At 45.4% G+C, this 24,709-nt stretch carries 20 protein-coding genes; 7 read left to right on the top strand and 13 right to left on the bottom strand.

All coding sequences use genetic code 11. The features are described from left to right. Positions 1-255 precede the first annotated feature (255 nt). From PLH26_RS08010 to alaS, 6 genes are all read right to left on the bottom strand, one after another. Positions 256-1,416, bottom strand: a complete 1,161-nt coding sequence (locus tag PLH26_RS08010) for a trans-sulfuration enzyme family protein (protein ID WP_324585488.1) — start codon at positions 1,414-1,416, stop codon at positions 256-258. Between the two features lie 5 nt (positions 1,417-1,421). After that, on the bottom strand, positions 1,422-1,664 hold the full coding sequence (locus tag PLH26_RS08005) for a hypothetical protein (RefSeq protein ID WP_324585487.1): 243 nt from the start codon (positions 1,662-1,664) through the stop codon (positions 1,422-1,424). Between the two features lie 18 nt (positions 1,665-1,682). Further along, positions 1,683-3,638 carry a glycoside hydrolase family 127 protein gene (locus tag PLH26_RS08000; RefSeq protein ID WP_324585486.1) on the bottom strand — a complete coding sequence of 652 codons (1,956 nt, stop codon included), beginning with the start codon at positions 3,636-3,638 and terminating at the stop codon, positions 1,683-1,685. 11 nt (positions 3,639-3,649) lie between these two features. Beyond that, the gene (locus tag PLH26_RS07995; RefSeq protein ID WP_324585485.1) at positions 3,650-6,433 is read right to left on the bottom strand and encodes a PVC-type heme-binding CxxCH protein; all 2,784 of its coding nucleotides are present in this window, start codon (positions 6,431-6,433) and stop codon (positions 3,650-3,652) included. 361 nt (positions 6,434-6,794) lie between these two features. After that, the gene (locus PLH26_RS07990; RefSeq protein ID WP_324585484.1) at positions 6,795-7,268 is read right to left on the bottom strand and encodes a Dps family protein; all 474 of its coding nucleotides are present in this window, start codon (positions 7,266-7,268) and stop codon (positions 6,795-6,797) included. A gap of 248 nt (positions 7,269-7,516) precedes the next feature. Next, positions 7,517-10,156: an alanine--tRNA ligase gene (alaS, locus tag PLH26_RS07985; RefSeq protein WP_324585483.1), complete on the bottom strand. Its 2,640-nt coding sequence runs from the start codon at positions 10,154-10,156 to the stop codon at positions 7,517-7,519. Between the two features lie 138 nt (positions 10,157-10,294). Between alaS and PLH26_RS07980 the strand changes: the two genes are divergently transcribed. The 6 genes from PLH26_RS07980 (at position 10,295) to PLH26_RS07955 (ending at position 15,602) form a co-directional block, all read left to right on the top strand. Continuing rightward, positions 10,295-11,266: a M23 family metallopeptidase gene (locus tag PLH26_RS07980; protein WP_324585482.1), complete on the top strand. Its 972-nt coding sequence runs from the start codon at positions 10,295-10,297 to the stop codon at positions 11,264-11,266. 51 nt (positions 11,267-11,317) lie between these two features. Next, on the top strand, positions 11,318-11,914 hold the full coding sequence (locus PLH26_RS07975; protein WP_324585481.1) for a MerR family transcriptional regulator: 597 nt from the start codon (positions 11,318-11,320) through the stop codon (positions 11,912-11,914). Positions 11,915-12,198: 284 nt separating this feature from the next. Beyond that, entirely contained in the window at positions 12,199-12,759 is a 561-nt protein-coding gene (locus PLH26_RS07970; protein ID WP_324585480.1) for a L,D-transpeptidase family protein, read from the top strand. Between the two features lie 512 nt (positions 12,760-13,271). Then, the gene (locus PLH26_RS07965; RefSeq protein WP_324585479.1) at positions 13,272-14,441 is read left to right on the top strand and encodes an N-acetylmuramoyl-L-alanine amidase; all 1,170 of its coding nucleotides are present in this window, start codon (positions 13,272-13,274) and stop codon (positions 14,439-14,441) included. Positions 14,442-14,460: 19 nt separating this feature from the next. Then, positions 14,461-14,874, top strand: coding sequence for a Dabb family protein (locus PLH26_RS07960; protein WP_324585478.1), 414 nt, complete (start codon positions 14,461-14,463; stop codon positions 14,872-14,874). A 182-nt stretch (positions 14,875-15,056) separates the two neighbouring features. Continuing rightward, positions 15,057-15,602, top strand: a complete 546-nt coding sequence (locus PLH26_RS07955) for a DNA-3-methyladenine glycosylase I (protein WP_324585477.1) — start codon at positions 15,057-15,059, stop codon at positions 15,600-15,602. A gap of 1 nt (position 15,603) precedes the next feature. Here PLH26_RS07955 and PLH26_RS07950 read toward each other — a convergent pair whose 3' ends face one another. The 7 genes from PLH26_RS07950 to obgE form a co-directional block, all read right to left on the bottom strand. After that, positions 15,604-16,395 (bottom strand): hypothetical protein, encoded by a 792-nt coding sequence (locus PLH26_RS07950; RefSeq protein ID WP_324585476.1) that lies wholly within the window; start codon positions 16,393-16,395, stop codon positions 15,604-15,606. A 251-nt stretch (positions 16,396-16,646) separates the two neighbouring features. Next, positions 16,647-17,945 carry a DUF3748 domain-containing protein gene (locus PLH26_RS07945; RefSeq protein ID WP_324585475.1) on the bottom strand — a complete coding sequence of 433 codons (1,299 nt, stop codon included), beginning with the start codon at positions 17,943-17,945 and terminating at the stop codon, positions 16,647-16,649. A 180-nt stretch (positions 17,946-18,125) separates the two neighbouring features. Beyond that, positions 18,126-19,412 (bottom strand): murein hydrolase activator EnvC family protein, encoded by a 1,287-nt coding sequence (locus PLH26_RS07940; protein WP_324585474.1) that lies wholly within the window; start codon positions 19,410-19,412, stop codon positions 18,126-18,128. A gap of 81 nt (positions 19,413-19,493) precedes the next feature. After that, positions 19,494-20,309, bottom strand: coding sequence for a lipoprotein insertase outer membrane protein LolB1 (lolB1, locus tag PLH26_RS07935; protein WP_324585473.1), 816 nt, complete (start codon positions 20,307-20,309; stop codon positions 19,494-19,496). A gap of 19 nt (positions 20,310-20,328) precedes the next feature. Beyond that, complete coding sequence (gene dut / locus PLH26_RS07930) at positions 20,329-20,775, bottom strand: dUTP diphosphatase (protein ID WP_324585472.1); 447 nt, start codon at positions 20,773-20,775, stop codon at positions 20,329-20,331. 170 nt (positions 20,776-20,945) lie between these two features. After that, positions 20,946-21,665, bottom strand: a complete 720-nt coding sequence (locus PLH26_RS07925; protein WP_324585471.1) for a ferredoxin--NADP reductase — start codon at positions 21,663-21,665, stop codon at positions 20,946-20,948. Between the two features lie 293 nt (positions 21,666-21,958). Further along, positions 21,959-22,966, bottom strand: coding sequence for a GTPase ObgE (gene obgE / locus PLH26_RS07920; protein WP_324585470.1), 1,008 nt, complete (start codon positions 22,964-22,966; stop codon positions 21,959-21,961). A gap of 410 nt (positions 22,967-23,376) precedes the next feature. Between obgE and PLH26_RS07915 the strand changes: the two genes are divergently transcribed. Further along, positions 23,377-24,709, top strand: a 1,333-nt coding sequence (locus PLH26_RS07915) for an HAD-IIB family hydrolase (protein ID WP_324585469.1), incomplete at its 3' end; no start/stop codon positions are given.

The following is a 24,709-nucleotide window of genomic DNA, read 5'->3' as shown; positions in this document are numbered from 1 at the left end:
CCTGGATATCAGCCTGCCTTACAGAAACATTATTGGTAAGCGCATATTCCACGCACCGCCGCAAATCCCATTTTTCATTGGTTTGTGCATTGACAATCTGGTTAGCCAGTAGGATCGTTAGCACAATCCAACAGGATAGTAATTTTCTCATGAAACAAATTTATAATATAGCATGGCAGGTAACCTGTCCTGAGTTATGCCGGATTTTTGTTCAGACTACAAATATTCAACTAAAAAAAGATTTGGCAAAACCCTTCATGTATTATTTAGAGCCTGGTCTATATCCCTGATAATATAATCAGGCTCCTCCTGTCCTACATACAGCCTCAGCATCCTTTGGGATTTTTTATTTACATCATATGCTTCAGGCGCCACCGAAGCACAGCCGGGTATGATCAGTGATTCATAGCCGCCCCAGCTAACGGCCATAAGTACATGCTTAAGGCTTTCACAAAATTTCACGATCTCTTCAATCTTTTCCACCCTCAGGTAAAATGATATAAGACCACAGGCGGCTTTCATTTGCTGCTTTGCTAAACCATACTGTGGAAAGCTTTCATCGTGCGGGAACAATACCGACTCCACCCTGGGGTGCGCTTTCAAATAAGACAATACCTTCTGTGTATTTTCGGTTACTCTTTGCAGTCGCAGGGGCAGTGTTCTTAACCCCCTTATGAGCAGCCAGGCATTAAAAGGTGAGATGCCGGTTCCTGCGGTGAGGTATTCATTGTTAAAGATCCTGGCCATCATCTCATGGCTGCCGGTTAGTATACCCGCCACCACATCGCTGTGACCGCCTATGTATTTTGTTGCCGATTGCAGGGCGATATCAATGCCAAGGGCTAACGGCTTTTGATATAACGGTGTGCAATAGCTGTTGTCGCAGATGGTAATAATGCCTTCCGCTTTGGCAAGTTCCGCAACAGCAGCCAGATCCTGCAGTGCAAAGCTCCATGAGTTAGGCGATTCAAGGTAAATGACAGATGTGTTGGGCAGGATGGCTCTTTCAAAGTTTTCTATTTGTGTGCCGTCTACATAAGTAGTTGTTACCCCAAAGCGCGGCAGGATCACATTAAACATGTACTGCGTCCATGAATAAGGCTTTTCAACAGAAACAATATGATCGCCGGCTTTTACATTGGACAACACCGATGTAAATATGGCTGATGCCCCGCTGTTGAACACCAGGCAGTCTTCGGCTTCATCAAGCGCCGCTAATTTTTTCCGGAGAATATCAACCGTGGGGTTCAGCCCCCTGCTGTAAATATAGCCGCTGTATTCGTCCCGGAACAGTTTGCGCATATCATCCACTTTCCTGAAAGTGAAATTGCTGGTTTGTATAATAGGCGGGGCAACAGCATTAAAGTAATGCTCCCGCTCTTCACCCAGTTCATTAATGATGTAGGAAAGATCCATATGCCTTATTGTTTCTTTTTATAATAAAAAATAAAATAGATCGCAGCCAGCAGCAGCAAAAGACATACACCGGTAACGGCGGCTCCCGGTTTGCTGATGATTACAGCAACCGCAATTCCAAAATACGACAATACAAAAATAACGGTTAAGGCGGGAACCAGCGCCCGGGTCCTGGGGTGCCTGCGTAAGAATATTGAAGGAAAGACCCTGTCTTCGCTCATGGCATACATAACCCTCGGATTGCTCATCCCGCTGTATGAAACAAGCTACTCGTTTATGCTTATGTGCCGGACAGCGGATGGCAGCCATACCTGCATATCGTTGGCGCCCCTGTTGTTCCAGCTAAAATAAGGAATGGCGGTAACCTTCTTTTTAACCGTAGATACCGATAAGCCGTCTTTCCCTATTGCTACTACCGGGGCTTCAAAGCGCAAGACATTTACACCGCCCAGTAAAGAAGGCTCATACGATATTTCAAATGCTGTGCTTTCAGGAACGATCACTCCTGCTGCATCAAATTCGTCAACAGAAGTACCTTCCACGCAATATACCAGGGGCCCGTATTGAAGCGCTACCCTGTCCTTATTTTGCTTAATGGCGGGGTTGCTTACAACTCTTCTTACTTTCATAGGCAGGCTCATCGTAACGATGTCGCCTTTTTTCCAAACCCGTTTTATAACCGCATAGCCACTTTCCACACCATATTGAACCGGGTTCCCGTTCACTTGTATTACCGGAACTTCTTTTTCCGGGGTGGCATACCTGTACAGGTCGCCGGGAACAGGTTCCGACAGCCAGCCGGGGATCCTTATGCGCAGCTCAAAGTTGTGTTTTTTGGCCGGGGATACCTGCAGCTTTACCTCTCCCTTCCAGGGATAACCGGTTTCCATAGCAATATTTACCCTGATCTTGTTGAGCTGTACCGTTGTATGGCTGCCGGCAAATAAGTTCACCCATACGGCATCATTTGAAGTTCCGTATATATAATTGCCCAATGAGCTTACCAGCCTGGCAATGTTGGAAGGACAGCAGGCTGTCCCGAACCATTCACTACGACTATGATCACCGGAAGATGCGAGCGGATTACCATAAAAAAAGCGATCACCCGATAGTGATAAGCCGTCTAAGGCGCCATTATACAAACTTCTTTCCAGCACATCAATGTATTTTGCATTTCCCGAAAGCATGTTCATGCGCTGGTTCCAGAACACCATGCCCACAGAAGCACAGGTTTCGCAATAAGCAGTGGCATTAGGCAGCTCATAAGGCTTACCAAATCCTTCATTGCTTCCCTGTGCACCGATACCACCGGTTATATACATATGGCGGAATACCACGTCCTGCCAGATGGAATCCATAGCAATGATATACCCCGCATCATGAGTAACGGCAGCCACATCGGCAGCGCCGGTATACAGATACATGGCTCTTACGGCATGTCCGGTTATTTTTCGTTGCTTCTTTACCGGCAGGCCGTCCTGGCAATAATCCGGGTCTTTCCACCGGTCCCATATCACGCCTCTGCCATTGCCATGCCCGCGTTGTTCCAGGAACCAGTTGGATAATTCAAGGTATTTTTTATTTTGGGTATGATGATACAGCTTCATCAGCGCTAACTCTATTTCCTGGTGACCGCTTACCCACGGACGGTTTTGCCGGCGGAAAACAGAATCAATGTGATCTGCAAGCCGGATGGCTGTATGCAGCAGCTTACTTTTGCCGGTTGTGTTGTAATAAGCGATGCCCGCTTCAATAAGATGCCCTGCGCAGTAGTCCTCATGTTTTTCCATATCTGTCCAGCGCTTATTGATATCGGTAAGAATATAATAGGTATTCAGATAGCCATCCGGCAACTGTGCCGCAGCAATTTTGTCAATCCATTCATCCGTATTTTTTTCCAGCCCGGCATCGGGATAGTTTTTCAGGGAATAGGCAATGGCTTCGATGGCCTTATATACATCAGAATCATCGTAATAAATGCCCTCATGCCTGCCGGTTCGTTTGGCTGCTTTCTCAAAATTGCGGATGCGCCCGGTTTTGTCCTGCGTGTAGTTTACACATGCATCAATAGTGGCAGTAGCTACCGTTTCCATTTTCGGCTTCCAGAAAGCGTCCGTAATGGCTACGCCTGAAAAGCTTACGGGGTATAGCTTTTGGAATGAGGTTTGCGCCGTTGCGGTGGCGGCCAGGAATATCACCGGGATCAGCAGCGTTTTTTTCATATGCTTCATTTTCAGTTTTGTTGCCTGGCTTCATTTGAACGTTGTGTGGCATAGCCGGAAATATTGAGCAGTTGGGCATCCTTTGCCAGGTCCATGGCCCTCGCGGGATCTGCTGCTACCAGCGGTTCAAATGCATACCATACCATCAGCGGTATATTTGCATCTGTATTATCTTCCTTTTTGGTACAAAGATTTTTAATAATGTCCCATCGCTGATCCAACTCCATCCTTTGAAGGGCCGAGGCAATATAAAGGCGCACCAGTGCGGAGCTGTCATTCCGGGCTAAAGTGGCAAAACGCTGCTGTGCACCGGCAGAAACTTTTTTCTCTTCAGCCAGCAACTGTATGGCCCAGGAGCGGATATACTCGTTTTCATTGTCCAGCAGGCCCAGCAGTTGCTGCTCGCTGATCCCCTTTGTTACATGCAATGCCCATAGCGCTCTTAACTGCCGTGTAACATCGGGGTTTTCATTTAATATCTTCCATAAAGCTTCGTGTACATCGCTGCCGGCCTTTCTTTCCTGCAGCAGGCGGCGTGCATGCGTTACATACCATTCATTGTCGTTAAGCTGCATTTGTACCAGCTCGAGGTTGGTTTTCTTTGACAGGTCTGCAGGATCCCATTTATCATCCTTGTGCGAGATCTTGAATATCCGCCCCAGCGTTTTATTGTGCACATCGGGGTTGGGGTTATGGCACTGGTTCTTATCGTACCAGTCTATTACAAATACCGATCCGCCGGGCGCGATCTCAAAATTGAGCCAGAGCGACCAGGAATCGTTCCTCAGTATAAAATCCTCACCATGGCTTGCCGTATATCCTGAACCAGCGCGCAGCAGCACGTCTGTATTCACCCGGTGCCCGTGCAGGTTGTTCATCATGATGGCATTCCTGTTGCGGCCCCAGCTTTTGTTCCCGAGGTAAAACATCGCCCCGGCATGGGCATGTCCGCCGCCTGCTGCAGCCGACCGGAAATTACCGGCATGTGGCCCGCTGTTGCCCACCCAGTGCACATGATCGGCAATGGTTTTAATATCATCATAGGTATAGGGGTTGAAATGCTTCCCACCCTGCCGGTGATACCTCCCACCCTGTATCATATGATACAAATGCGGAATAACGCAGGTAGTAACAAAGGCATGACCGTAATCATTGAAGGCCAGTCCCCACGGGTTGCTTGTGCCATGGGCGAATACTTCAAATTCATGGCGAACAGGATGATAGCGCCATACACCGGCGTTCAGGCGTTGGCGTTCGGCATCGGGAGCGCCGGGCTTCCCCACATTGGAATGCGTAAATACACCGTGGGTGCCATACAGCCACCCGTCCGGCCCCCAGCGTAAGGTATTCAGTGTTTCATGCGTGTCTTCATAACCCCATCCGTCTAACAGTATTTCGGGTTTCCCTGCCGGCCTGTCTCCCGTTCCATCAATCGGGATAAACAATAAATACGGTGCGGCGCCTATATATACACCTCCGAATCCCAGCTCAATACCGCTTACAAGGTTAAGCCCTTCCGTAAACACTTTCCGGCTGTCGAGGGTGCCATTGCCATCCGTATCCTCGAAGATCAGGATCCGGTCCCTGCCTTTTCCTTCTTCGGCCCGAACGGGATAGGTTTGGGCTTCCACCACCCACAGGCGGCCCCGGTCGTCTGTAGTGAAGGCGATAGGTTTAACAATATCCGGTTCCGCGGCGGCCAGTTGTACCCTGAAGCCTTCCGGTACTGTCATCACCTTAGCGGCCTCCGTTCCGGATAGCCCCGCATATTTAACAATATCCCTTGCCGGCAGGATCACGATATCTTCGGGGCGCAATTCATTGTTAAACTGCGGACGTTCCCTGTGAAAGCGAAAATCATCAAAGGCGATCTGTGCCCACACATTATCGCGGATATAATGGATCTCGGGAACTTTCCCGTTTTCCTCATCCACCAGCCGGATATACATCTTCCTGCCTGCATATGGCTTAAGGTCAACCACCACAGGCCGGAAAGCAGCCTGCCGCGGATTTTTTATATGATCGTCTGTAATGCTTCCTGAAATTTTGAAAAAAGGCAGGGAAGAATCGGCGAGCAACAGTTCTACTCTTACTCCTTCCAGTGCTCCGCCCGATACTTTAAAAGAAGCCCAGGGATGCGTTACCTCAAAGGTTTCGGAAGTAAGGGTACCTGTTGCCTGGTAATTGGAAGTGCCGCCACTGCTCACATAATAATCCCCACCCTGTTTAAGCCGGAACGAATCGGGATATAGCGGCGCGGCATCAAAAGCCACTCCGGGTTTAAAGGCGTTGCCGGTCGCTTTCCAGTCCTGCAGGCTTCCTCTTTCAAAGCCCAGGTTCAGGGGCCTGCCGTTTTTACGGGGTGATACACCCTCATCCACCACTGCAGCATCAAATGTTGTTACTATTTCAAACCGCCCCTGCATCACCTGCCTGTGCCCCGGGATGCTGCAAAAGTAGGTGTCGTCCTCATTTGCCTCCACCACTATGCTGGCGGTATCGCCCTTGTCTACTACAGGCATGCTTTTGGCTCCTGCCTTTTCAAATACAATATCATGCGACATCACCTCCCCGTTAACGATCCTGATCATGACCCGCTCGCCCTTTTTTGCACGCAATACAGGATTTCTTATTCCTTCTATATCGCCGCCCACCCCTGTATACCCGGTCATTTTTGCATCAAGAACATATTCCCTGTCAATTTTTGGTGTGGCTGCCTGATCAGGCGGTGTTGAACAACCGGCAATATAAACTGCAAAAAACAAAAAAGCTGCTGGAAGCATGGTCAGGCGCATCGCGTAAAGGAATTTTGAATGAATAATTTGATTTACACGGGAACAATGTCATGCCTGCATCAGGCAGGCAACAAGAAATGAAATTATTCTTTTTACGGCATTTATTAATGAACAAGTTTTATACGGCGCATTTCAGCTTTCAGGAGAGACAAAAGACCCACAGCGGGACTAACTAAAAAGGTTCAGCATAAAGTTATGCCACTAAGACGCTAAGCCACAAAGTCCTGATCTTCAGGTTTGTTTTCTCCGCGGTTGGTTCGTGGCAAGTATTACTTTTTAGCCGGCATTCGGGAGCGGCTATAAAAAAAGGAAGCAGCCGGTATGACCCGTTCTGCCCCCTTTTCAAATCAACAGAGACGATCTACCCTACATAAGACCTCAGCATCCAGGCCATTTTTTCATGTTGCTTAAGCAGGCCGGTTAAAAAATCGCTGCTGCCGATATCTTTATACTTTTCGTCAAATTCCGTGATCTGTTTGCGCAGGTTAATGATGATCGTTTCATGATCTGCATCTAAATTGGGTATTTGCTTTTCAAAACGGATAGGTACCTGGGGCTCACTCAACGTAGCCAGCTTCAATAATTCTTTCAGCCTCCCTTCCGCGTAGTGCCCAACCGTACGTATGCGTTCTGCTATTTCATCAATGATCTCAGCCAAAGCAGTATATTGTTCTTCGTAAAGCTTATGCAGCTCCATAAAACTGGGTCCTTCTACATTCCAGTGGTAACTGCGGGTTTTGTTGTACAATATATGCTCATCAGCAAGAATCTGATTCAGACTGGCGGCAACTGCCTGCCTGTTCTTTTCGGTGATCCCGATGTTTACTTTAGCCATATCTTTATTTTTTTTACAAAGTTGCAAGAATTGCACCATAAAAAAGCATGTTAAATCCGCTGAACGCCGTATTTAACTCCATGCCGACATTATAACCCTTTAAAACGGCTGCTGGTAACGCTTTTAGTGTTGGTGCAACGGCTGCCGGCAAATAGCATCTTTTATATACAGCTATTTTACACGACAGCCCGGCTTTATCTAATCTAAGGAAAAAATTCCACAAACTGTAATAGATGCTCCCTATTGCTTCACAGAAGTGATTTTACCTTAGCAATGACCAGCGGCAATTGCGATGCATCCTGCCCGCCTGCTGTGGCCAGTGTTTTTTGACCGCCCCCGCCACCTTTGATCAACGGTGCTATATGTTCTTTAATGATCTTAGCAGCATCCAGTTGCTTTGCTGCAGCAACCACATCCGACATCCCGATGGCCACAAAGGGCTTGCCGTTGATATTGGCGCAAAGTACCATTACATAATCGCGAAGGTTATTTTTTACGTCAAAGCATATTTTTTTTAACGCATCTGCATGGCTTACCTGCACAATGTCGCCGATAAAAGTTACCCCGTTTATTGTTTCATCTTTTTGCAGCAGCTCGTTCCTGATCTGCACCAGTTGCCTTGCTTCGAGGCTTTCAACCTTTTTTTGAAGCGCATTTTTGTCTTCTATCAGTTTTTCTATCGCTTTCAGCGGATCCTTTGCTTTCAGCAATTCACTGATGTGCTTGTACTCACTTATTTTATCGAAGCTGTATTGTATAGCCGCCGGGCCGGTAAGCGCTTCCACGCGCCTTACGCCTGCGGCTACAGCCGACTCAGATACAATAGCAAATAAGCCGATCATGCCCGTATTGCTCACATGCGTGCCGCCGCACAGTTCCACAGAGTAGTCCGGGTCAATGATCACCACCCGCACAATATCGCCGTATTTTTCTCCGAACAAAGCCATCGCACCCATTTGCAGCGCCTCTTCTTTCGGCATTTCTTTAATGACCACAGGAATATTCCGGCGGATCTTTTCATTTACCAGCAGCTCTGCTTTCCGGATCTCTTCTTCCGTGACTTTTGCAAAATGTGAAAAATCAAAACGCAATTCGCCCGGCGAAACCAATGAACCCTTTTGAGCAACATGCCGGCCCAATACCTGCTGCAGCGCGGCATGAAGCAAATGCGTAGCGGTATGGTTGTACATGGTGCACAGCCTGTTCTCGAAATTTACCGAAGCAACGACCGGGAGTGCAATATCGGAAGGCAGCTTTCCGGTAAAATGAATGATGAGGTTATTTTCTTTTTTGGTATCGGTAACAGCGATCTTTTCATCGCCAAACTGAAGTGTGCCTGTATCGCCCACCTGCCCGCCGCTTTCGGCATAAAAAGGTGTGGTTTCCAGTACCAACTGGTATTGTTCTTTCGCTTTAGCTTTAACTTTCCTGTATTTAATTACGCGTGTTTCTACGAGCAGATCGTTGTAGCCAACAAAAGAAAATTTGCCGGTCTTATTTATTTCGATCCAGTCTTCAGTATCGATAGCGGTTGCGGCCCGGCTCCTGTTTTTTTGCTCCTGCATTTCCTTCTCAAAACCGGTCTGATCCACGGTTAACTTATTTTCATCTGCGATCAGCCGGGTCAGATCAAATGGGAATCCATAAGTATCATATAATTCAAAAGCATCCCTGCCGGAAATGGCTCTGCTGTCGTGCGCAGCTCCGATAATATCATCAATACGTTTCAATCCTTTTTCCAGGGTTCTTAAAAATGCATCTTCTTCTTCCCGCACTACTTTTATAACAAACTCTGCCTGCTCATACAATTCCGGGAAAACATATTTGAACTGCAGGGCCGTGTCCATCACCAACTGGTGCAGCAGGGGTTGCCTGTAATTAAGATAGGAATAATAGTACCTTACCGCTCTTCGCAATATTCTCCTGATCACATATCCTGCGCCGGTGCTGGAGGGCAGTTGCCCGTCGGCGATGGTGAAGCTTATGGCTCTTATATGATCTGCAAGCACCCGGAATGCCACAGCCTGCCTGCTATCGCTGAAATCGTATTTTTGTGCTGTTATTTTTTCTATAGCGGCAATGGTTCCCGTAAAAATATCGGTATCGTAATTGGAATTTTTTCCCTGCAGTACCCGCACCAGTCTTTCAAACCCCATCCCGGTGTCTACATGGCGGGCCGGAAGCGGTTCAAGCTTGCCGTTCTTTAAGCGGTTGAACTGTATGAATACATTATTCCATATTTCTATTACCTGCGGATGATCATTGTTCACCAGTGTTTTCCCGTCCGTTATTTTCCTTTCTTCTTCGCTGCGGCAATCCACGTGTATCTCTGTGCAGGGACCACAGGGCCCGGTGTCGCCCATTTCCCAGAAATTGTCTTTTTTCTTTCCTTTCAGTATACGATCTTCGGCTATTACTTTCTTCCACTCGTTGTATGCTTCTTCATCTGCCGGCATACCTTCTTTTTCATCTCCTTCAAAAATGGTTACATATAAGCGCTCTTTGGGGATATTATATATGGATGTTAACAACTCCCAGCTCCAGGCAATGGCTTCCTGCTTAAAATACCCGCCTTCGGGGCGCAACGGGTCGCCAAAGCTCCAGTTGCCCAGCATTTCAAACATGGTATGGTGGTAAGTATCCACTCCAACCTCCTCCAGATCGTTGTGCTTTCCGCTAACCCGTAAGCATTTCTGCGTGTCGGCTACCCTTTGGTAAGGCGCTTTTTTATTTCCAAGAAAATAGTCTTTAAACTGGTTCATCCCTGCGTTGGTAAATAAAAGCGTAGGATCGTTCTTAACTACAATAGGTGCAGATGGTACAATGTGGTGTTGTTTGGATTGAAAAAAATCAAGGAAAGCCTGCCGTATTTGTACTGAAGTCATCATTACACCGTTATATTTTTTGTGGCGTTTGGACGTTTAAATTTTATATTTGCTTTTACCCCGTAAAAACCGGGTGCGAAGGTAGTTAAATTATAGCTGGATTTTATATGCTCAATAAAGCCGGCGGCAGATAGGTGCTACATGAAAAAGATAAAGTATTACTACAATACCAACTCACTCCGTTACGAAAAACTGGTTACGCCCCTGCGGGTGAAGCTCCTGCGTATACTGGGCTTTTTGGCCGGCGCCATAGTAACCGCTTTAATTATTGTAGTAATAGCCTTCCAGGTAATAGATTCCCCCAAGGAAATGATAATGCGGCAGGAAAACAACCGTATAAAGGAAGATTACCGTTTGTTGAATGCAAGGGTAAGGACCATGCAGCAACAGATGGCTGAACTGGAAAAAAGGGACAACCACGTATACCGTGAAATATTTGAAGCCAATCCTATACCCGACAGCGCCAGGGCAAAAAGCCTGGAAAAGCAGCAGGAAGTGCAGTTGGCGGAAAGCATGGAAGATAACGAACTGGCTTATTCCATTGCTGCTACGCTGGACAGGATGATGAACAGGATCGCTTTTCAGAAAAAATCTTACGAAGAAATTGAGGCGATGATCAGGAATAAGGAAAAGATGCTGGCCGCAACACCGGCTATTCAACCGGTGAGCAATAAGGATCTGAGCCGGATCGCTTCGGGCTTCGGTTACCGGATAGATCCCGTATATAAAACCGTAAAGATGCATGCCGGGCTTGATTTTGCCGCACCGCAGGGAACGCCTATTTATGCTACGGCAGACGGCGTGGTGCGGCTGGCCGGAAATACGGGCAACGGGTATGGTAACCATATTATTATCAATCATGGCTATGGTTATGAAACCTTATACGGCCACCAGTACCGCATTAAAGCCAAAGTAGGACAAAAGGTAAAACGTGGCGAACTGATAGGCTGGGTGGGCAGCACCGGCAAATCTACCGGGCCGCATTTGCATTATGAAGTACGAAAAAACAAGCGGCATATTGACCCTATTTATTTCTTTTACAATGATCTTACCCCCGAACAATTTGACCGGATCGTTAAGATGGCCGCCTCCGGTAATCAGAGCTTTGATTAAATGTTGATAATTCCCGGCATCATTTTTTCTGCATACCGTTAATTTAGCAGTATGTTTAAGCAATTGGATTTGTTCGGATCAAATGCAGGAGAGAAGGGAAAAAAGCCTCTCCCTGCTGCAAATGCTGATAAGCAGAACCCGCCTGTTGCTGCTGAAACAGAACCGGCGACCCACAAGGATAAGGAAACGCAACCCGTTGCAGGAGAAAATGTTCCGGAAAACAATAAAAAAACAAGTGCAAAAGCTGCAAAAAAAGGTAAACGGGGGCGGAAATCAATCAGGGAAATGGACGCTGAATCCGCTATGATCAGCATACCCGATGATGAACTGCTTTTCAGGAAACAATATTACAGCATTGGTGAAGTGGCCGAAATGTTTGGACTCAATACTTCTTTATTGCGTTATTGGGAAACAGAATTTGATATTTTAAAACCACGGAAAAACCGTAAGGGCGACAGGCATTTCCGTCCGGAAGATATCAAGAACCTTTCTCTTATTCATCACCTGTTGCGCCAAAGAAAATATACCATCGAAGGCGCAAAGGATTACCTGAAAAAAAACAAATCGAAAGCCCAGCAAAACTTCGAGCTCATACAACGTTTGGAAAAGCTCAAAAGATTTTTACTGGAACTCAAAGCGGGACTGTAATATTTTTGGGATACATACAATGTGTCAAAATTTTTCCTTTTTAAACAATATAAACATGCACGCAGCATTTTCTAATTTAACAGCTTGTATAGCAGGTTGGGGTGCAAATCAGTATTTATTAAAAAAAGAATAACAATTAACGGCTTTTAATTTGCGGGTATACCAAAAGTCAAAGAAATGAGCAAGTGGAAATATTTAAACACTGCACTCGTTTTTTCAAATGCTTAATTGTTGATTATATGAATAGTCCCGTCCGGATCCTTTTTTCATTTTGCACAATTGGAATGTGTTTTGGTTTTCAGGGCATTAAAAACAATAGATCTGCTTTAGCCGGTTTACCTTCTGCAGTTCCGGATACTTCTTCAATTAAGGATAAAAAAAGAACGCCCGACAGACCTGTCAGTTCTGCTTATCGTTTGGTAATAAAAAAGAGCGCTTACGAAATGACCCTTTTCGATGAAGAGGGCTGGTATGGCACCTACCCCGTGGTTTTTGGTAATAAAAACCAGGGCGACAAACGTATGGAAGGCGACAGGCTCACACCCGAAGGTCATTTCAGGATCGTAGGTAAAAAGATCCATGGGAAGTGGGGTAAATTTTTGATGCTGGATTACCCCACCAAAGAAAGCTATGAGAAGTTTAAAATGCGCAAAGCGTCGGGTGCAATACCTAAAAAGGCTTCCATAGGCGGCGGAATAGGTATTCACGGCACACGCCCCAATGAAGAATGGGTGATTGACAAATACATTAACTGGACAGAAGGTTGTATCTCTGTACGGTACAGCGATATGGATGAACTGTATGATATGCTGCCCATTGGCACAGAAGTGATCATTGAAAAATGATTGATGCTTGAAAAAGCAAAATAACAAGAACCAAAAAGCAAATAACAATTGCAGAAGCCCGAAGCCAGAATTTCGAAATCCGAAGATGCGGTCGGTACCCGACACAGGAGGGTCAGATCGCCTTTAAACGCAAAGCGCCAAAAGACAAATCATAAGAAACAAATAAGATCCAATTCAAATCCAGAGCCTCGGATCTCAAATTTGAAATCCCCTGAAACCTGTAACCTGCAACCCCGTAACCTGCATCAATCTCAGATCCCGAATCCTGCGCTTTTTGTTATCATAAGCTAAATCATTTATCGTGTAAACCCGTATGCCCGCTGTTTTTCAACTGGTAATAGTTATCATTTCTTATAAAAAAGAAAAGCCTTGCAGCGAAAGCCTGCCGATTACGATCTGTAAAGATGTGCTTACTTTATTCCGTGCATGTGATAACATAACGGATTTGAGAAACCCCACACTGCCTGCCGTGGGGTTTTCTTTTTATATAGGGTTTGATTTATCTTCAGGCGATGAAAAAAGCGCTTTTACATTTCCTGCTCTGTTTGCCCCTTTTTGTTAGCGCACAGGATACCACAAAAGCTATGATGGTGCAAACTGTTGGCAAGCTCCCTTTTTTAAAATACGGATTGGGTGAAGACCGCCTGGGCGGTGCAAAAATGACCTACCTCGATTCGGGCGTGGTAATGCGGGTAGTAGACTCTGTGAGCACCGATTATAAAGTACAGCTCTCCCAAAATCATTTTGCATATATACCTAAAATAAATACGCAATGGCTGTCCTGCAAAGTGCCTGTGCCCTATCATCTTACTTCAAGCTGGCGGGTATACGGAGATGACCTGTTCGATTATGTTGCCATTGGCCTTGATGAAAGATTGCCCTATCGCAGTATACAGCAAACCGGTCCTTCCCGTATCGCAGTGGATATTTTCGGCGCCACTTCCAATACGAACTGGATATCGCAGTTCAGGTCGGTAAAAGAGATCAAAAACATTTGGTATGAACAAACAGATGACGATGTGATGCGGGTTTATATAGAATTAACGCATCCGCAGCACTGGGGTTATCATATCGGATACGACAGTACCGGGCAAAAGCTGGTGATACGTGTAAAACGGCAGCCCGGAGATCTGAAGATCCGGAAGCTTAAAATTGCTGTTGATGCAGGCCACGGAGGTACAAATATCGGCGCTACCGGTGTAACCAGTAAAATTCTGGAAAAAGAGTATACACTTAAAATTTCACATGCTTTAAACAAATTGTTGAAACGGAAAGGGGCAACAACGTTTATGACAAGAGAAAAGGATACCACCCTCAGCATGGTGGAACGGACGGAAATGCTGCGCGCCGAAAATCCCGATCTGCTGATAAGCATTCACCTCAACTCTTCGGGCAATGCGCTTATAAAAGGAACGAGTACCTATTACCGTTATATCGGTTTCAGAAGCCTGTCTCAATCCATACTTCAGCGTATGCTGGAACTTCCCTTAATGGAAGCAGGTAATGTAGGCGGCTTTAATTTTTCACTGAACGGTCCGACAGATTATCCCAATTGCCTTGTTGAAGTGGCTTTTTTAAGCAATACAGATGATGAAAAAAAGATACTGGATCCCCGGTTCCGGAATGCTGTGGCCAAAAAAATATGCAGGGGTATAAAAGACTGGCTGAAAGAAATGAAGTGAGCTTTTCATAAATTTACCGATGCATAAAGTTTCACGTCGTAAGTTTGTTCATCAAACCACTAAAACAGCCTTCGCCGCTGTAATAACGGCAGGCACTATTGTAAATACACAAGCTATGAGTGATAACAGTACTTTTATTCACCATGTTTATTTCTGGCTGAATAACCCCGAAAGCAAAGAAGATTTTGAACAACTGGTAGCAGGATTGAAAAAACTCTCTGCCGTTAAAACCATTAAAACCTTTTATATTGGCAGGCCCGCCGATACCAACCGCGATGTGATAGACCGGTCGTATTCCGTTTCGTGGCTGCTGCTGTTTGACAATAAAGCAGACCATGATAGTTACCAGACCGACCCCATTCATTTAAAATTTGTGGACGAATGCAAACACCTCTGGAAGAAAGTAGTGGTATACGATACGGTGAATGTTTGAGAATGCCTGCCCGACTGAACAGGCGGGTGGAAACGGAAGCGGTCAGCACCCGACAGGGGAGGGTCAGACCGCGGTCAGAGGCAAATCCGAAGACGGTAATTCGAAATCCGAAGCCTTAAGCTTGAAATCCGGAGAATACAACGACAAACAAAAAACGACAAACCATAAACTCCAGCCCGGCCATGAGCTATTGCAGCTATGTAAACGGATTAAGCGCTGCGGAAGAAAATGTGCACAGGGATTATCACAATAATCACTATGGATTTCCTGTTGAGGATGACAATGAATTGTTTTGCCGCCTGATACTGGAGATCAACCAGGCGGGTTTGAGCTGGACTACCATCTTAAAAAAAGAAAAAGGATTCCGGAAAGCCTATCACAATTTCAATATTGCGCGTATCGCAAAATATACAGACAAAGACAGAGAACGGTTGCTGAATGATGCAGGTATCATCAGGAACCGTTTGAAAGTAAATGCGGCTATAGAAAATGCCAAGGCCGTTGTTCGCCTTCAAAAGGAATTTGGTTCATTCAAAAGCTGGCTCGAATACCATCATCCTAAAACCAAAGAGGAATGGACGAAGACCTTTAAAGCTACCTTCAAATTCACCGGGGGTGAAATTGTAAATGAGTTCCTTCTCAGCACAGGTTATTTACCCGGAGCACATACTGCCGACTGCCTCGTTTATAAAAAAATAATAAAAAGTAAGCCTGCCTGGAACAGGTAAGTTACCGGCCTTTCATGGCTTCCGCGATAGCATCTTCTAAACTAAAATACAGCCCTACTGTATACCGGGAGGGGTTATAATGCCAGGGCACGCTTGTTATTTCCTGGGCAAATACCATTTGTAACTGCGCTTTAATGAATTTATATCCTGTTCTTATTGTAAATGAGGGCTCCACGAACGCATAAGAAGTATTATCAATACGGCGACCGCTGTTGTTGATAAGATCTTTCTGCAAGAGATAATCGTTGCTCCTCCCTTTTGCATTAAAGTTATCGTAGTTCAGGTTAACGAAACGAAGATTAAATACGGCGTCAAAGGCGGGAGAGCGAACGCCTATGCCGGGTTGTATAAAAAAACGTTTTATCCGCATGTCAACATCACTCCTGATCTGGCCGGCTCCATAGCCCACATAGCAGTCGGTAACCATTTTAAATGTATTGCCTTTGGCATAATATCCACCTATGCCAAACTCAAGCAGGTGGGCTTTGCCATCCACATTACCGTTAACAGCATCAGGATTGTCGGGCGTATATCCGTAAGTGCTGTAGTTGGCTATAATGCCCAGGTGCTTCACAGGAGAAACCGAAGCCTGTAAGTCAAAAACATACCGGGTTCCCTCATAATCATCATCTCCGCTATTGCCGCCTATACTGCCTGCTACATTCAGGTGCGCCTGCCCGCCATCCGTAAACAAAGGTGCATTTACAGCATTGGGTTTGTAATAGTAACGGGTACAACTGCTGCAGGCTAACAGTGTAGCTGCACAATAAAAGAACAATTGCCTGGATTTCATGGCTAAGATTGAAGGATTATTGAACAATATACTTTTTAAACTAAATGCATGACGATATTATAAATAACGTCAATATCTGCGATTTGTTTTGAACTGTCTGAGCGATGATTGGGGTGATGCGTTGCATCCCCTGTTTAATTGAGGACGATGAGACCAATTGAAGAAGGATATGCTGATTATCTGAAAAATCAGCAAGGTATGGCAAAGGTATACGTTGCTGAGTATTATGTAATGAGTATTATGTAAATATGTTATTTCTTCAGCAAAAATATTTGTATATATTTTTGCGCTCCTTTCTTTACCCTGCGGTTGAAAGCCAATGCCTCTCCGTTGTTCGACCATATTGCCGCCCCGAATGGCGCATCTTCATCAGAACGGCGTGGAGTAAGTCTTTCGGACAAGTGGTTTTTTATACCGGTGACGTATACACTATTGTCGGCTATATAAGAAACATAAGCATCATCGGGACTTATATTGACAGGACCCCGGATAGAAAAGTCGTTAAATGTGATCTGGCTGATGGCTCCGCCGTTGGGCGAAACGCCAAAAACCTGCACAATCCCTTTGGCATCTTTTGCCATAAACAGTATCAATGTTCCATCAAACGTGGTGCGCAGCCAATGCCGGGGACCCTGGATGCCATGCTGAGTATAGGTGATCCTTCTTTGTAAAACTTCTTGCGGAATATTGGGCCTTGTGCTGGCTGTGCCTTCAAGAGGACTACCGGGTGAAGGCCGGGTTATGTCATCCGGTATGTCGGCCACAAATACTTCCGCTACGGGTTCATTCTTTTCATCTCGTACATTTCCCTGGAAAGCAATGGCCCGGTGTTGCCAGCTCCCGTCCGGCTTTTGGTATCCCTTTTTTCCGATCCAGCCTTCGTCGAATGCCTTCTCAATTTCATCACTTCCCGGCTTGGGATTTTCCGTAACCTTTGCCACCACCGCCGAAAAATATTCGCCATTGTTATTCTCCATTGTGCCATCACCCGGAACGGTTACTTTTTTGGGCATCATTACCGCAATGGTCCTTAGATCCTTAACCGCGGGATCAGTTTTAGACAACTGTTCCATTACATAATCATTGTAAGTAAAGCTTATCCATTGCCCGTCGCCGCTCCACGTATGCGCGTGTGTCCCTCCCCGTAAGGCGCCGGGCGTAAAGGGCGGTATAATATTGCGGGCATCCATGAATACCGGCTCAAAAGGCTTACCGGTATGAATAGCCACCCCTGTTCTGCGGGTAAAGCCGTAGGGATTATTTTGGCTGGCATTGCGGATGCCGTGAATGAACAATACCGTCTGATCAACCGGTGAAAAAGTAGCAGCGCCAACGCCGGGGCCATATTGTGTTTGGTTTTGTGTGCGGTACAGCGGTCTTATTTCGCCTGTTTTGGCGTTTACCATTTCGATGCTGCCCGTTACGCCAATACCGCCATCATCATTGCGGGTATCATACACGATCCATTCATCATCAGGAGAAAAAACCTGGGTTGAGTTTAAAAAATGACCGTAGCTGTCATGGGTAAGCTGCATTTCAGTAAAGTGCATTGGCTTGTTGATTTTTTTATTTGAACAGGAAGACATCAAAAAAATACTACCAAAAGCCAACAGCAGGATCATTCTATTTGGCCTGTACATAGCCAGTATAGAGGTCAATAATGAGGCGGGATACTACCAAGCCAGGAAAAATTTGAAAACCGGCTCATTTCGTCACATGCTATTCATTGTTTATCTGGGTTTTATCCAGTCTTCGGGGTTAAGGTATTTCGGATTGTTACCAACCACCACGGTTACAACAAAAAGAACCTTGCCTATACCGTCTTCATCTTCCGATTCGGCGGCTTTGCCAAGTACCTGTCCGAGCTTTATTTCCTCATCTTTATTCACCGTTATACCCGTGAGATTGTAATAAGTAGTAAGGTATTTGCCATGCCGTATGGTTACGGCAGATACGGCGCCAAAACTGTGCACAGAAGATACGGTACCCTCATATACCGCCTTTACAGGCGCACCGATATTCGTTTGAATATACACCCCGATATTGTCTTCATATAACCGGGTCCCTTCTATTTTATGCCTACCGAAAGGACCGGTAATATCTCCTCTGCCTACCGGCCACGGGAGTTTACGCCGGTTGTTTTCAAAACCTACTGAAACAGCGGTTACTTCGGGCGTATTTTCAAGCTTGTTTGCAGCACGGGAGCTGGTGCTTGCGGCAGCAGCAACAGGTTTACTGCCACCTGCGGCCTTAGCGGCAGCTTCTCTTCTTGCACGCTCAGCTTTTTCTGCTTCCATTATTTCTCTCTTAATAATGGCAGCAATTGAATTTTTAATATTGGTCTCTAATTTTCTTTTTGATGTGAGCTGCTTGTTCAGCTCTTTTTCCCTAAGCTTCAGCCTGGAAACAACGGCATCCTTCTGCTTCTTTTCCTCTTCCAGCTTCTGCATTTGCTGGCTCTGAACAGCAAGCGTTTGTGTTTTGAGGTTTTTGTTCTCGGCAAGTGCCTGGTTTTTCTGCGACAACAACAACTGGGTTTGGTGGATATTATCTACCTGCTCACCCCTGTATTCGCGGTATGCTTTCAGATAGGCGATCCTTTTGATGGCGTCGTTGAAGCTGACAGCAGAAAAAATAAAATTGAGCATGTCATAACTGCTCCGGTTTTTATAAGCATATTCGATGGTTTTGGCATATTGAGCCTTAAGGGTATCCAACTCGTTTTTTAAACGCTCTATTTCCCTGTTGTTCTTGTTAATATCATCGTTGATCATTCGTACCTGCCTGTTAATGGTCTCTATAACGGCATCCCTTTTTTTAATGAGGTTGCGTATACGGGCCAGTTGCCCCAGGCTTTCTTTTTTATTTTTTTGAATGGTATTCTGCGATTTTCTCAATTCCTCAATTTCCTGCTGTATCTGTTTCCGCTGGCTTTCCAATTCATCTTTTGATTGCGACCAGGATGAAATTTGTAACCCGCAAAGTAATACGAACAGTAAAAAAAAGAATTTGCGCATGCCTGAAGTTTTATATAAAAAAGAGATGATACTGCAAATAACGATGGTATAGGAATGTGATTGTACTGAATTTTGTTAAAATTATTTTGTGCTGTAGTTCCGGGGTATATTAAACGGATAGGTCAGCAGCCCATCAAATTGCACCTGCTTGTATTCAAGGCTTATATCCAGTCTTGTTTTTTCTGCAACAGCAATTTTCCTGCTGGCCGAGAACAGTCTTCCGTTGATTGTAATATAATCATTATAAGTGAAATCGGCAGTGCGGCTGCGTATCACATCTGCATCATCCAGTTTGCTGTGCAATATGGCAAAATCATGTTTTCGTAAAGCAAGCAAATGCTTAAAAAAGTTGCCCATGGTAGATAAAGAAACCGAGTTTTCTCTTTCTTTATACATAAGCACACGCGTACTGTCTAAATATACAGGATTGCCTACTATCAGGTCCTGTAAGATATAAAAATCTACCGGTAGCTGTATGATTTCCCTGATGTATTCCACAGAACGGAACTGCACATTCTTGTCTAACTTATCCATCACCTTTACACTATCGGGCGTAATGAAAACCCTGAAAGCTTCGATGCCAAATGCGGCGTTTATAGATATCCATATGATGCTGTCTTTTTGAATACGCACAAATGCATTGAAATCGTAATTTCTTTGCTTATTGTCTTTATACTGCACCTTTATTTTGGAAGAAAAAGTATTGAAGTCAATATGATTGGCTTTTATTTTTTCAAATGTTTCATGTACCAGCCTGGCCGAATCGGTTTCCGCGGGGTTTAAAAGAACAGTAACAACGGTATCTTTTTTAGTAATAGCCGATTGTAGTTTTTTTGAGCTGCGGCAACTGCACAATACAACGATGAAGAAAAGTATGGTAATAATAATAAACCGCATGACCGCTTTTTTAGCTGGATTAATTTTTCCCTGTATGTCCGAATCCTCCTTCATTCCTGGAGGTAACGCTTATTTTTTCTGTTGCCTCCCACAGGGCCTGTTCTACCCGCTGAACCACCATTTGAGCGATCCGATCGCCGGGCTGAACAATCTGCGGCTCATTGGAAAGATTAATGAGGATCACTTTTATTTCACCACGGTAGTCAGAATCTATAGTGCCCGGCGTGTTTAAACAGGTTATGCCCTGCCTGGCAGCCAACCCGCTGCGGGGACGTACCTGTATCTCGTATCCTTCGGGTATCTCAACAAAAAGACCCGTCGGGATCAACGAACGCTCCAGAGGTTGTAAAATAACCGGCGCCGGAAGAAATGAGCGGATATCCATACCGGATGCTCCCGGAGTGGCATATACAGGCAGGGGATTATCGGATTGGTTGATGATCTTAATGTTGATTGTTGCTGACATGCGGCAAAAATAAGACTATTTGGCTATTGGCTGGAAGGCGGGTATGAAGTTGTCTGGTTGCAGGATACAGGTTTCAAGTTGCACACACCTGTAACTTGTAACCTGCACTCTGTAACCCGCAACCGTACCCCTTTCAAATCTTAAATCTCAAATTTCAAATCTCACCCCCCTCACCCATACAATTCCTGGTGAATGGCTTTGCGGTCGTAGCCCATAGCCAGTATTCTTTGCTTGGCTTCATCAATCATATTCTTCCAGCCGCAAAGGAAAAATTGCGCAGGCGGAATATTTTGGGCAAGCTCTTCATAAATGGCATGCACGTAACCGGTTTTCCCTTCCCATTCATGTCGCGATAAAGTGGGGTAATAATGAAAATGAGGAAGCTTTTGTTCCAGTTCAATCATCTCTTCGTAATAGAGCAAATTGCATTTTTCACGACAGCCGAATATGAGGTGAATATCCTGGTGGGGAACATTGTGCAGGTTGATGTGATTGACCATGCTGCGGAAAGGTGCAATGCCTGTTCCGGTACAGATCAGGAACAGGTCCTTTTCTATAGGCTGTGGCAGCGTAAACACACCCAGTGCGCCACGCAAAATAAATTCGGAGCCCTCTTTTATTTCATTGAATATATAGGTAGTACCCGCTCCGCCCTCCAGCAATACAATTACCAGCTCAAACACATTGCTGCCATCGGGCCAGGAAGCGATTGAATAACTGCGCCATCTTTTAGCCGGCTTTTCATGAATGGGAAGGTCGAGCGTAACGAATTGGCCGGGAATAAAATCAAAGTTGTCTGTATCCTGCAATTCAATCCAGTACCTGCGGGTAAGGGGGGCGTCTTCCCTGATACGTGTAACAATGCCTTTGCGCCAGGGTAGTAAAGCCATATACAGAATTTTAAAAATAATAAGCGTATTATCAATACCCGTCCGCTCCGGTTGCTTAATTACCAGCGCTATAAAGTTAAGGGATAGGAATTATAATCCCTGCAGGAAAAGCCGACCTTTTTACTGAGCATAATTTATTCCGGCTTGCAGGGATTTTGGTGCGGCCAACAAAAAAAGCGAAACCCGCGGGTTTCGCTGTAAATGCCAAAAATGGCAGGCAATCGTAGATTTATAATAAGATAGTGATCGGTTGCTTTTGCGGAAGTAATATTACAGCATTTTGTTTTGATTTGCTATCTGCTGATCATTTTTTTATTTAACACCTGCCATAACATGTCCTTTAGCTCAACCATTCCCTTGTGCGTAACCGATGAAATGAAAAGGTGCGGGATATCAGCAGGCAATTCTTTGCCGATGGCTGTTTTTAATTCATCATCCAGCATGTCGCTTTTGCTTATGGCAATGATAAATTCCTTGTGCAGCAGTTCCGGGTTGTATTGTTCCAGCTCATTGACCAGTATATCAAATTCTTTGCGGTGGTCTTTGCTGTCGGCAGGAATAAGGAAGAGCAGTACAGGATTGCGTTCAATGTGCCTGAGAAAACGATGTCCCAGGCCTTTGCCTTCTGCAGCACCTTCAATGATGCCGGGAAGATCGGCTATGCAAAAGCTTTTGTTGTCGCGGTATGCTACCATGCCCAGATTAGGATTAATGGTAGTGAAAGCGTAATCAGCGATCTTCGGCCTGGCGGCAGTAACGGCCGATAATAAAGTGGATTTGCCTGCATTGGGAAAACCCACCAGGCCTACATCAGCCAGCACCTTCAATTCCAGCACTTTCCACGCTTCCTGTCCGGGTTCGCCCGGCTGGGCATATTCAGGGGCCTGGTTGGTGGCTGTGGCAAAGTTGGCATTACCCAATCCGCCGCGGCCGCCTCTTATCCAGATCACTTCCTGCCCGTCTTCCATTATTTCGGCTTCCTTTTCCTTTGTTTCTTCATCAAATGCTATAGTACCCAGTGGCACTTCTATTGTGATATCCTTTCCGGCTTTGCCTGTGCAATTGTTGCCGCTGCCACTTTCGCCGTTTTCTGCCAGCACATTTTTGAAATACCGCAAATGCAAAAGGGTCCATAAATTTTTATTGCCTTTGAGTATGATATGCCCACCTCTTCCGCCATCGCCGCCATCGGGACCGGCCTGCGGATTGTATTTCGTGCGCATGAAATGCTTGCTGCCGGCGCCTCCATGCCCGCTGCGACAAAACACTCTGATCTGGTCAACGAAATTCGATTTTTCCATACTGCGCTTTGGGCCAAAGATATAACCTGCATGGCATTGTTGAGAATGCATGGCGTACTTCAATAATTATGGGAATAAAAATACCGGCCATTTATATAACACGTTGTATATCAGATAAAAACATATATAACCTTATTATGTTTGTATGGCAATTGACTGGTCTCCCCGCCATTGGGTTTGCGCCCCTGTTTTATTTTTTTTATCTTTGCGCTGCATATCCGTTCCAAACCATCCTAATTCCACAGGATGCTGGCATATTTTGGATAAAACTTAGCCTTCGCCTACTATCCGGGCGGAAATAATTAGAACACTTGTAAAACAGATCATTTCGCTTGTTGTAAAACAGGAGATCGTGTTTTATATAATTTTTAACAGTTCTTCATTAAAGTGAGGGGCAATAAATTTCTTTTATGTTATTAGCAACTGATCTTGACGGAACATTTTTAGGAGGCCGGCAGGCAGACCGCTTGAAATTATATCGTTTGATACGGGAGCAGGAAAAAATACGCCTGATGTTCGTTACCGGGCGTGGTATTGAAAGTGTGATGCCTTTGCTTGATAATCCTGTGATCCCCGATCCTGATTATATTATATGCGATGTTGGAGCAACCATTTTAAACGGGCAAACGCTGGAGCCGGTTCAACCCATACAATCGGAAATTGAAAGCCAGTGGCCGGGTACGCTTCTCATACAAAGAAGAATGCGGAAAGTAAAAGGACTCCGTTTGCAGCCGGTATCACAGCAGCGCCGTTGCTCTTTTTTTTATGATGAACGTACGGACATTGATACGGTAAAAAGAATTGCTGATGAAATGGGGCTGGATGTATTGTTGTCGGCCGGCAGGTTCCTTGATATCCTTCCTAAAAATATCAATAAGGGGTCTACGCTCAAACGACTGGTTAAACTAATGCATTTTCATTCAAAAGATATACTGGTAGCCGGCGATACACTTAACGACCGGTCTTTATACGATACACAATACAAAGGAGTGGTTGTTGGAGCGGCGGAACCGGCGCTGGTGGATTATACCAGTGATATGCCCAATGTGTTGCAGGCAACCTCGCACGGCGCAGGGGGAATACTGGAATCGATGAAGCATTTCCCCGAGTTCAGCGGGTATGTTAACAAGGAAACGAACAATACACCTGAAGATGCACAGGGGGATACGCAATTGCTGGTAATGTATCACAGGCTTCCATACGAAATGAAAGAAGTAGACGGGACAGAAAAGAAAGTGTCGCCGAAAAGCCCTAATGGAATTATACCCTCCTTATTGGGATTCTTCAGCAACGGGCGCACCGGGGCGTGGATCGCATGGGAAGAAGTACGCAACAAAAATGAAGGGCATGCCGACAGGTATATTGATGAAAGTAAATATCCCAACCTTATCGCTTCCAGTATTCCGCTCACCAAAAAAGAAATTGAGGTTTTTTATAAGTTATTTTCCAAGGAAGCCTTTTGGCCGGTAATATTTTCATTCGCCGATAAGGTGAGGTTCAATCATGACCAATGGGAACAGTATGTAAAAGTAAACCGCTTATTTGCAGAAAGGGCGGCGGCAGAGGCCGATAAAAACGCCACGGTATGGATCCATGAATATAACCTGTGGATGGTTCCGGGGCTATTAAGGCAGCTGAGACCGGATGTGAAGATCGGATTCTTTCATCATACAGCGTTTCCACCGGCCGATATCTTTAATATTATTCCCTGGCGGAGAGAAATTATTGGCAGCATGCTGCAAT

The sequence above is a fragment of the Agriterribacter sp. genome, from assembly GCF_035444585.1.
In the GTDB taxonomy this organism is placed as follows: Bacteria; Bacteroidota; Bacteroidia; order Chitinophagales; family Chitinophagaceae; genus Agriterribacter.
Note: the sequence above shows the minus strand (reverse complement) of the source record. Positions and strands in the feature narration are given on the sequence as shown.

Coding starts and splice junctions, on each gene's coding strand:
- PLH26_RS08010 (WP_324585488.1), bottom strand. CDS start 1,416: ATGGATCTTTCCTACATCATTAATGAACTGGGTGAAGAGCGGGAGCAT.
- PLH26_RS08005 (WP_324585487.1), bottom strand. CDS start 1,664: ATGAGCAATCCGAGGGTTATGTATGCCATGAGCGAAGACAGGGTCTTT.
- PLH26_RS08000 (WP_324585486.1), bottom strand. CDS start 3,638: ATGAAAAAAACGCTGCTGATCCCGGTGATATTCCTGGCCGCCACCGCA.
- PLH26_RS07995 (WP_324585485.1), bottom strand. CDS start 6,433: ATGCGCCTGACCATGCTTCCAGCAGCTTTTTTGTTTTTTGCAGTTTAT.
- PLH26_RS07990 (WP_324585484.1), bottom strand. CDS start 7,268: ATGGCTAAAGTAAACATCGGGATCACCGAAAAGAACAGGCAGGCAGTT.
- alaS (WP_324585483.1), bottom strand. CDS start 10,156: ATGATGACTTCAGTACAAATACGGCAGGCTTTCCTTGATTTTTTTCAA.
- PLH26_RS07980 (WP_324585482.1), top strand. CDS start 10,295: ATGAAAAAGATAAAGTATTACTACAATACCAACTCACTCCGTTACGAA.
- PLH26_RS07975 (WP_324585481.1), top strand. CDS start 11,318: ATGTTTAAGCAATTGGATTTGTTCGGATCAAATGCAGGAGAGAAGGGA.
- PLH26_RS07970 (WP_324585480.1), top strand. CDS start 12,199: ATGTGTTTTGGTTTTCAGGGCATTAAAAACAATAGATCTGCTTTAGCC.
- PLH26_RS07965 (WP_324585479.1), top strand. CDS start 13,272: ATGAAAAAAGCGCTTTTACATTTCCTGCTCTGTTTGCCCCTTTTTGTT.
- PLH26_RS07960 (WP_324585478.1), top strand. CDS start 14,461: ATGCATAAAGTTTCACGTCGTAAGTTTGTTCATCAAACCACTAAAACA.
- PLH26_RS07955 (WP_324585477.1), top strand. CDS start 15,057: ATGAGCTATTGCAGCTATGTAAACGGATTAAGCGCTGCGGAAGAAAAT.
- PLH26_RS07950 (WP_324585476.1), bottom strand. CDS start 16,395: ATGAAATCCAGGCAATTGTTCTTTTATTGTGCAGCTACACTGTTAGCC.
- PLH26_RS07945 (WP_324585475.1), bottom strand. CDS start 17,945: ATGCACTTTACTGAAATGCAGCTTACCCATGACAGCTACGGTCATTTT.
- PLH26_RS07940 (WP_324585474.1), bottom strand. CDS start 19,412: ATGCGCAAATTCTTTTTTTTACTGTTCGTATTACTTTGCGGGTTACAA.
- lolB1 (WP_324585473.1), bottom strand. CDS start 20,309: ATGCGGTTTATTATTATTACCATACTTTTCTTCATCGTTGTATTGTGC.
- dut (WP_324585472.1), bottom strand. CDS start 20,775: ATGTCAGCAACAATCAACATTAAGATCATCAACCAATCCGATAATCCC.
- PLH26_RS07925 (WP_324585471.1), bottom strand. CDS start 21,665: ATGGCTTTACTACCCTGGCGCAAAGGCATTGTTACACGTATCAGGGAA.
- obgE (WP_324585470.1), bottom strand. CDS start 22,966: ATGGAAAAATCGAATTTCGTTGACCAGATCAGAGTGTTTTGTCGCAGC.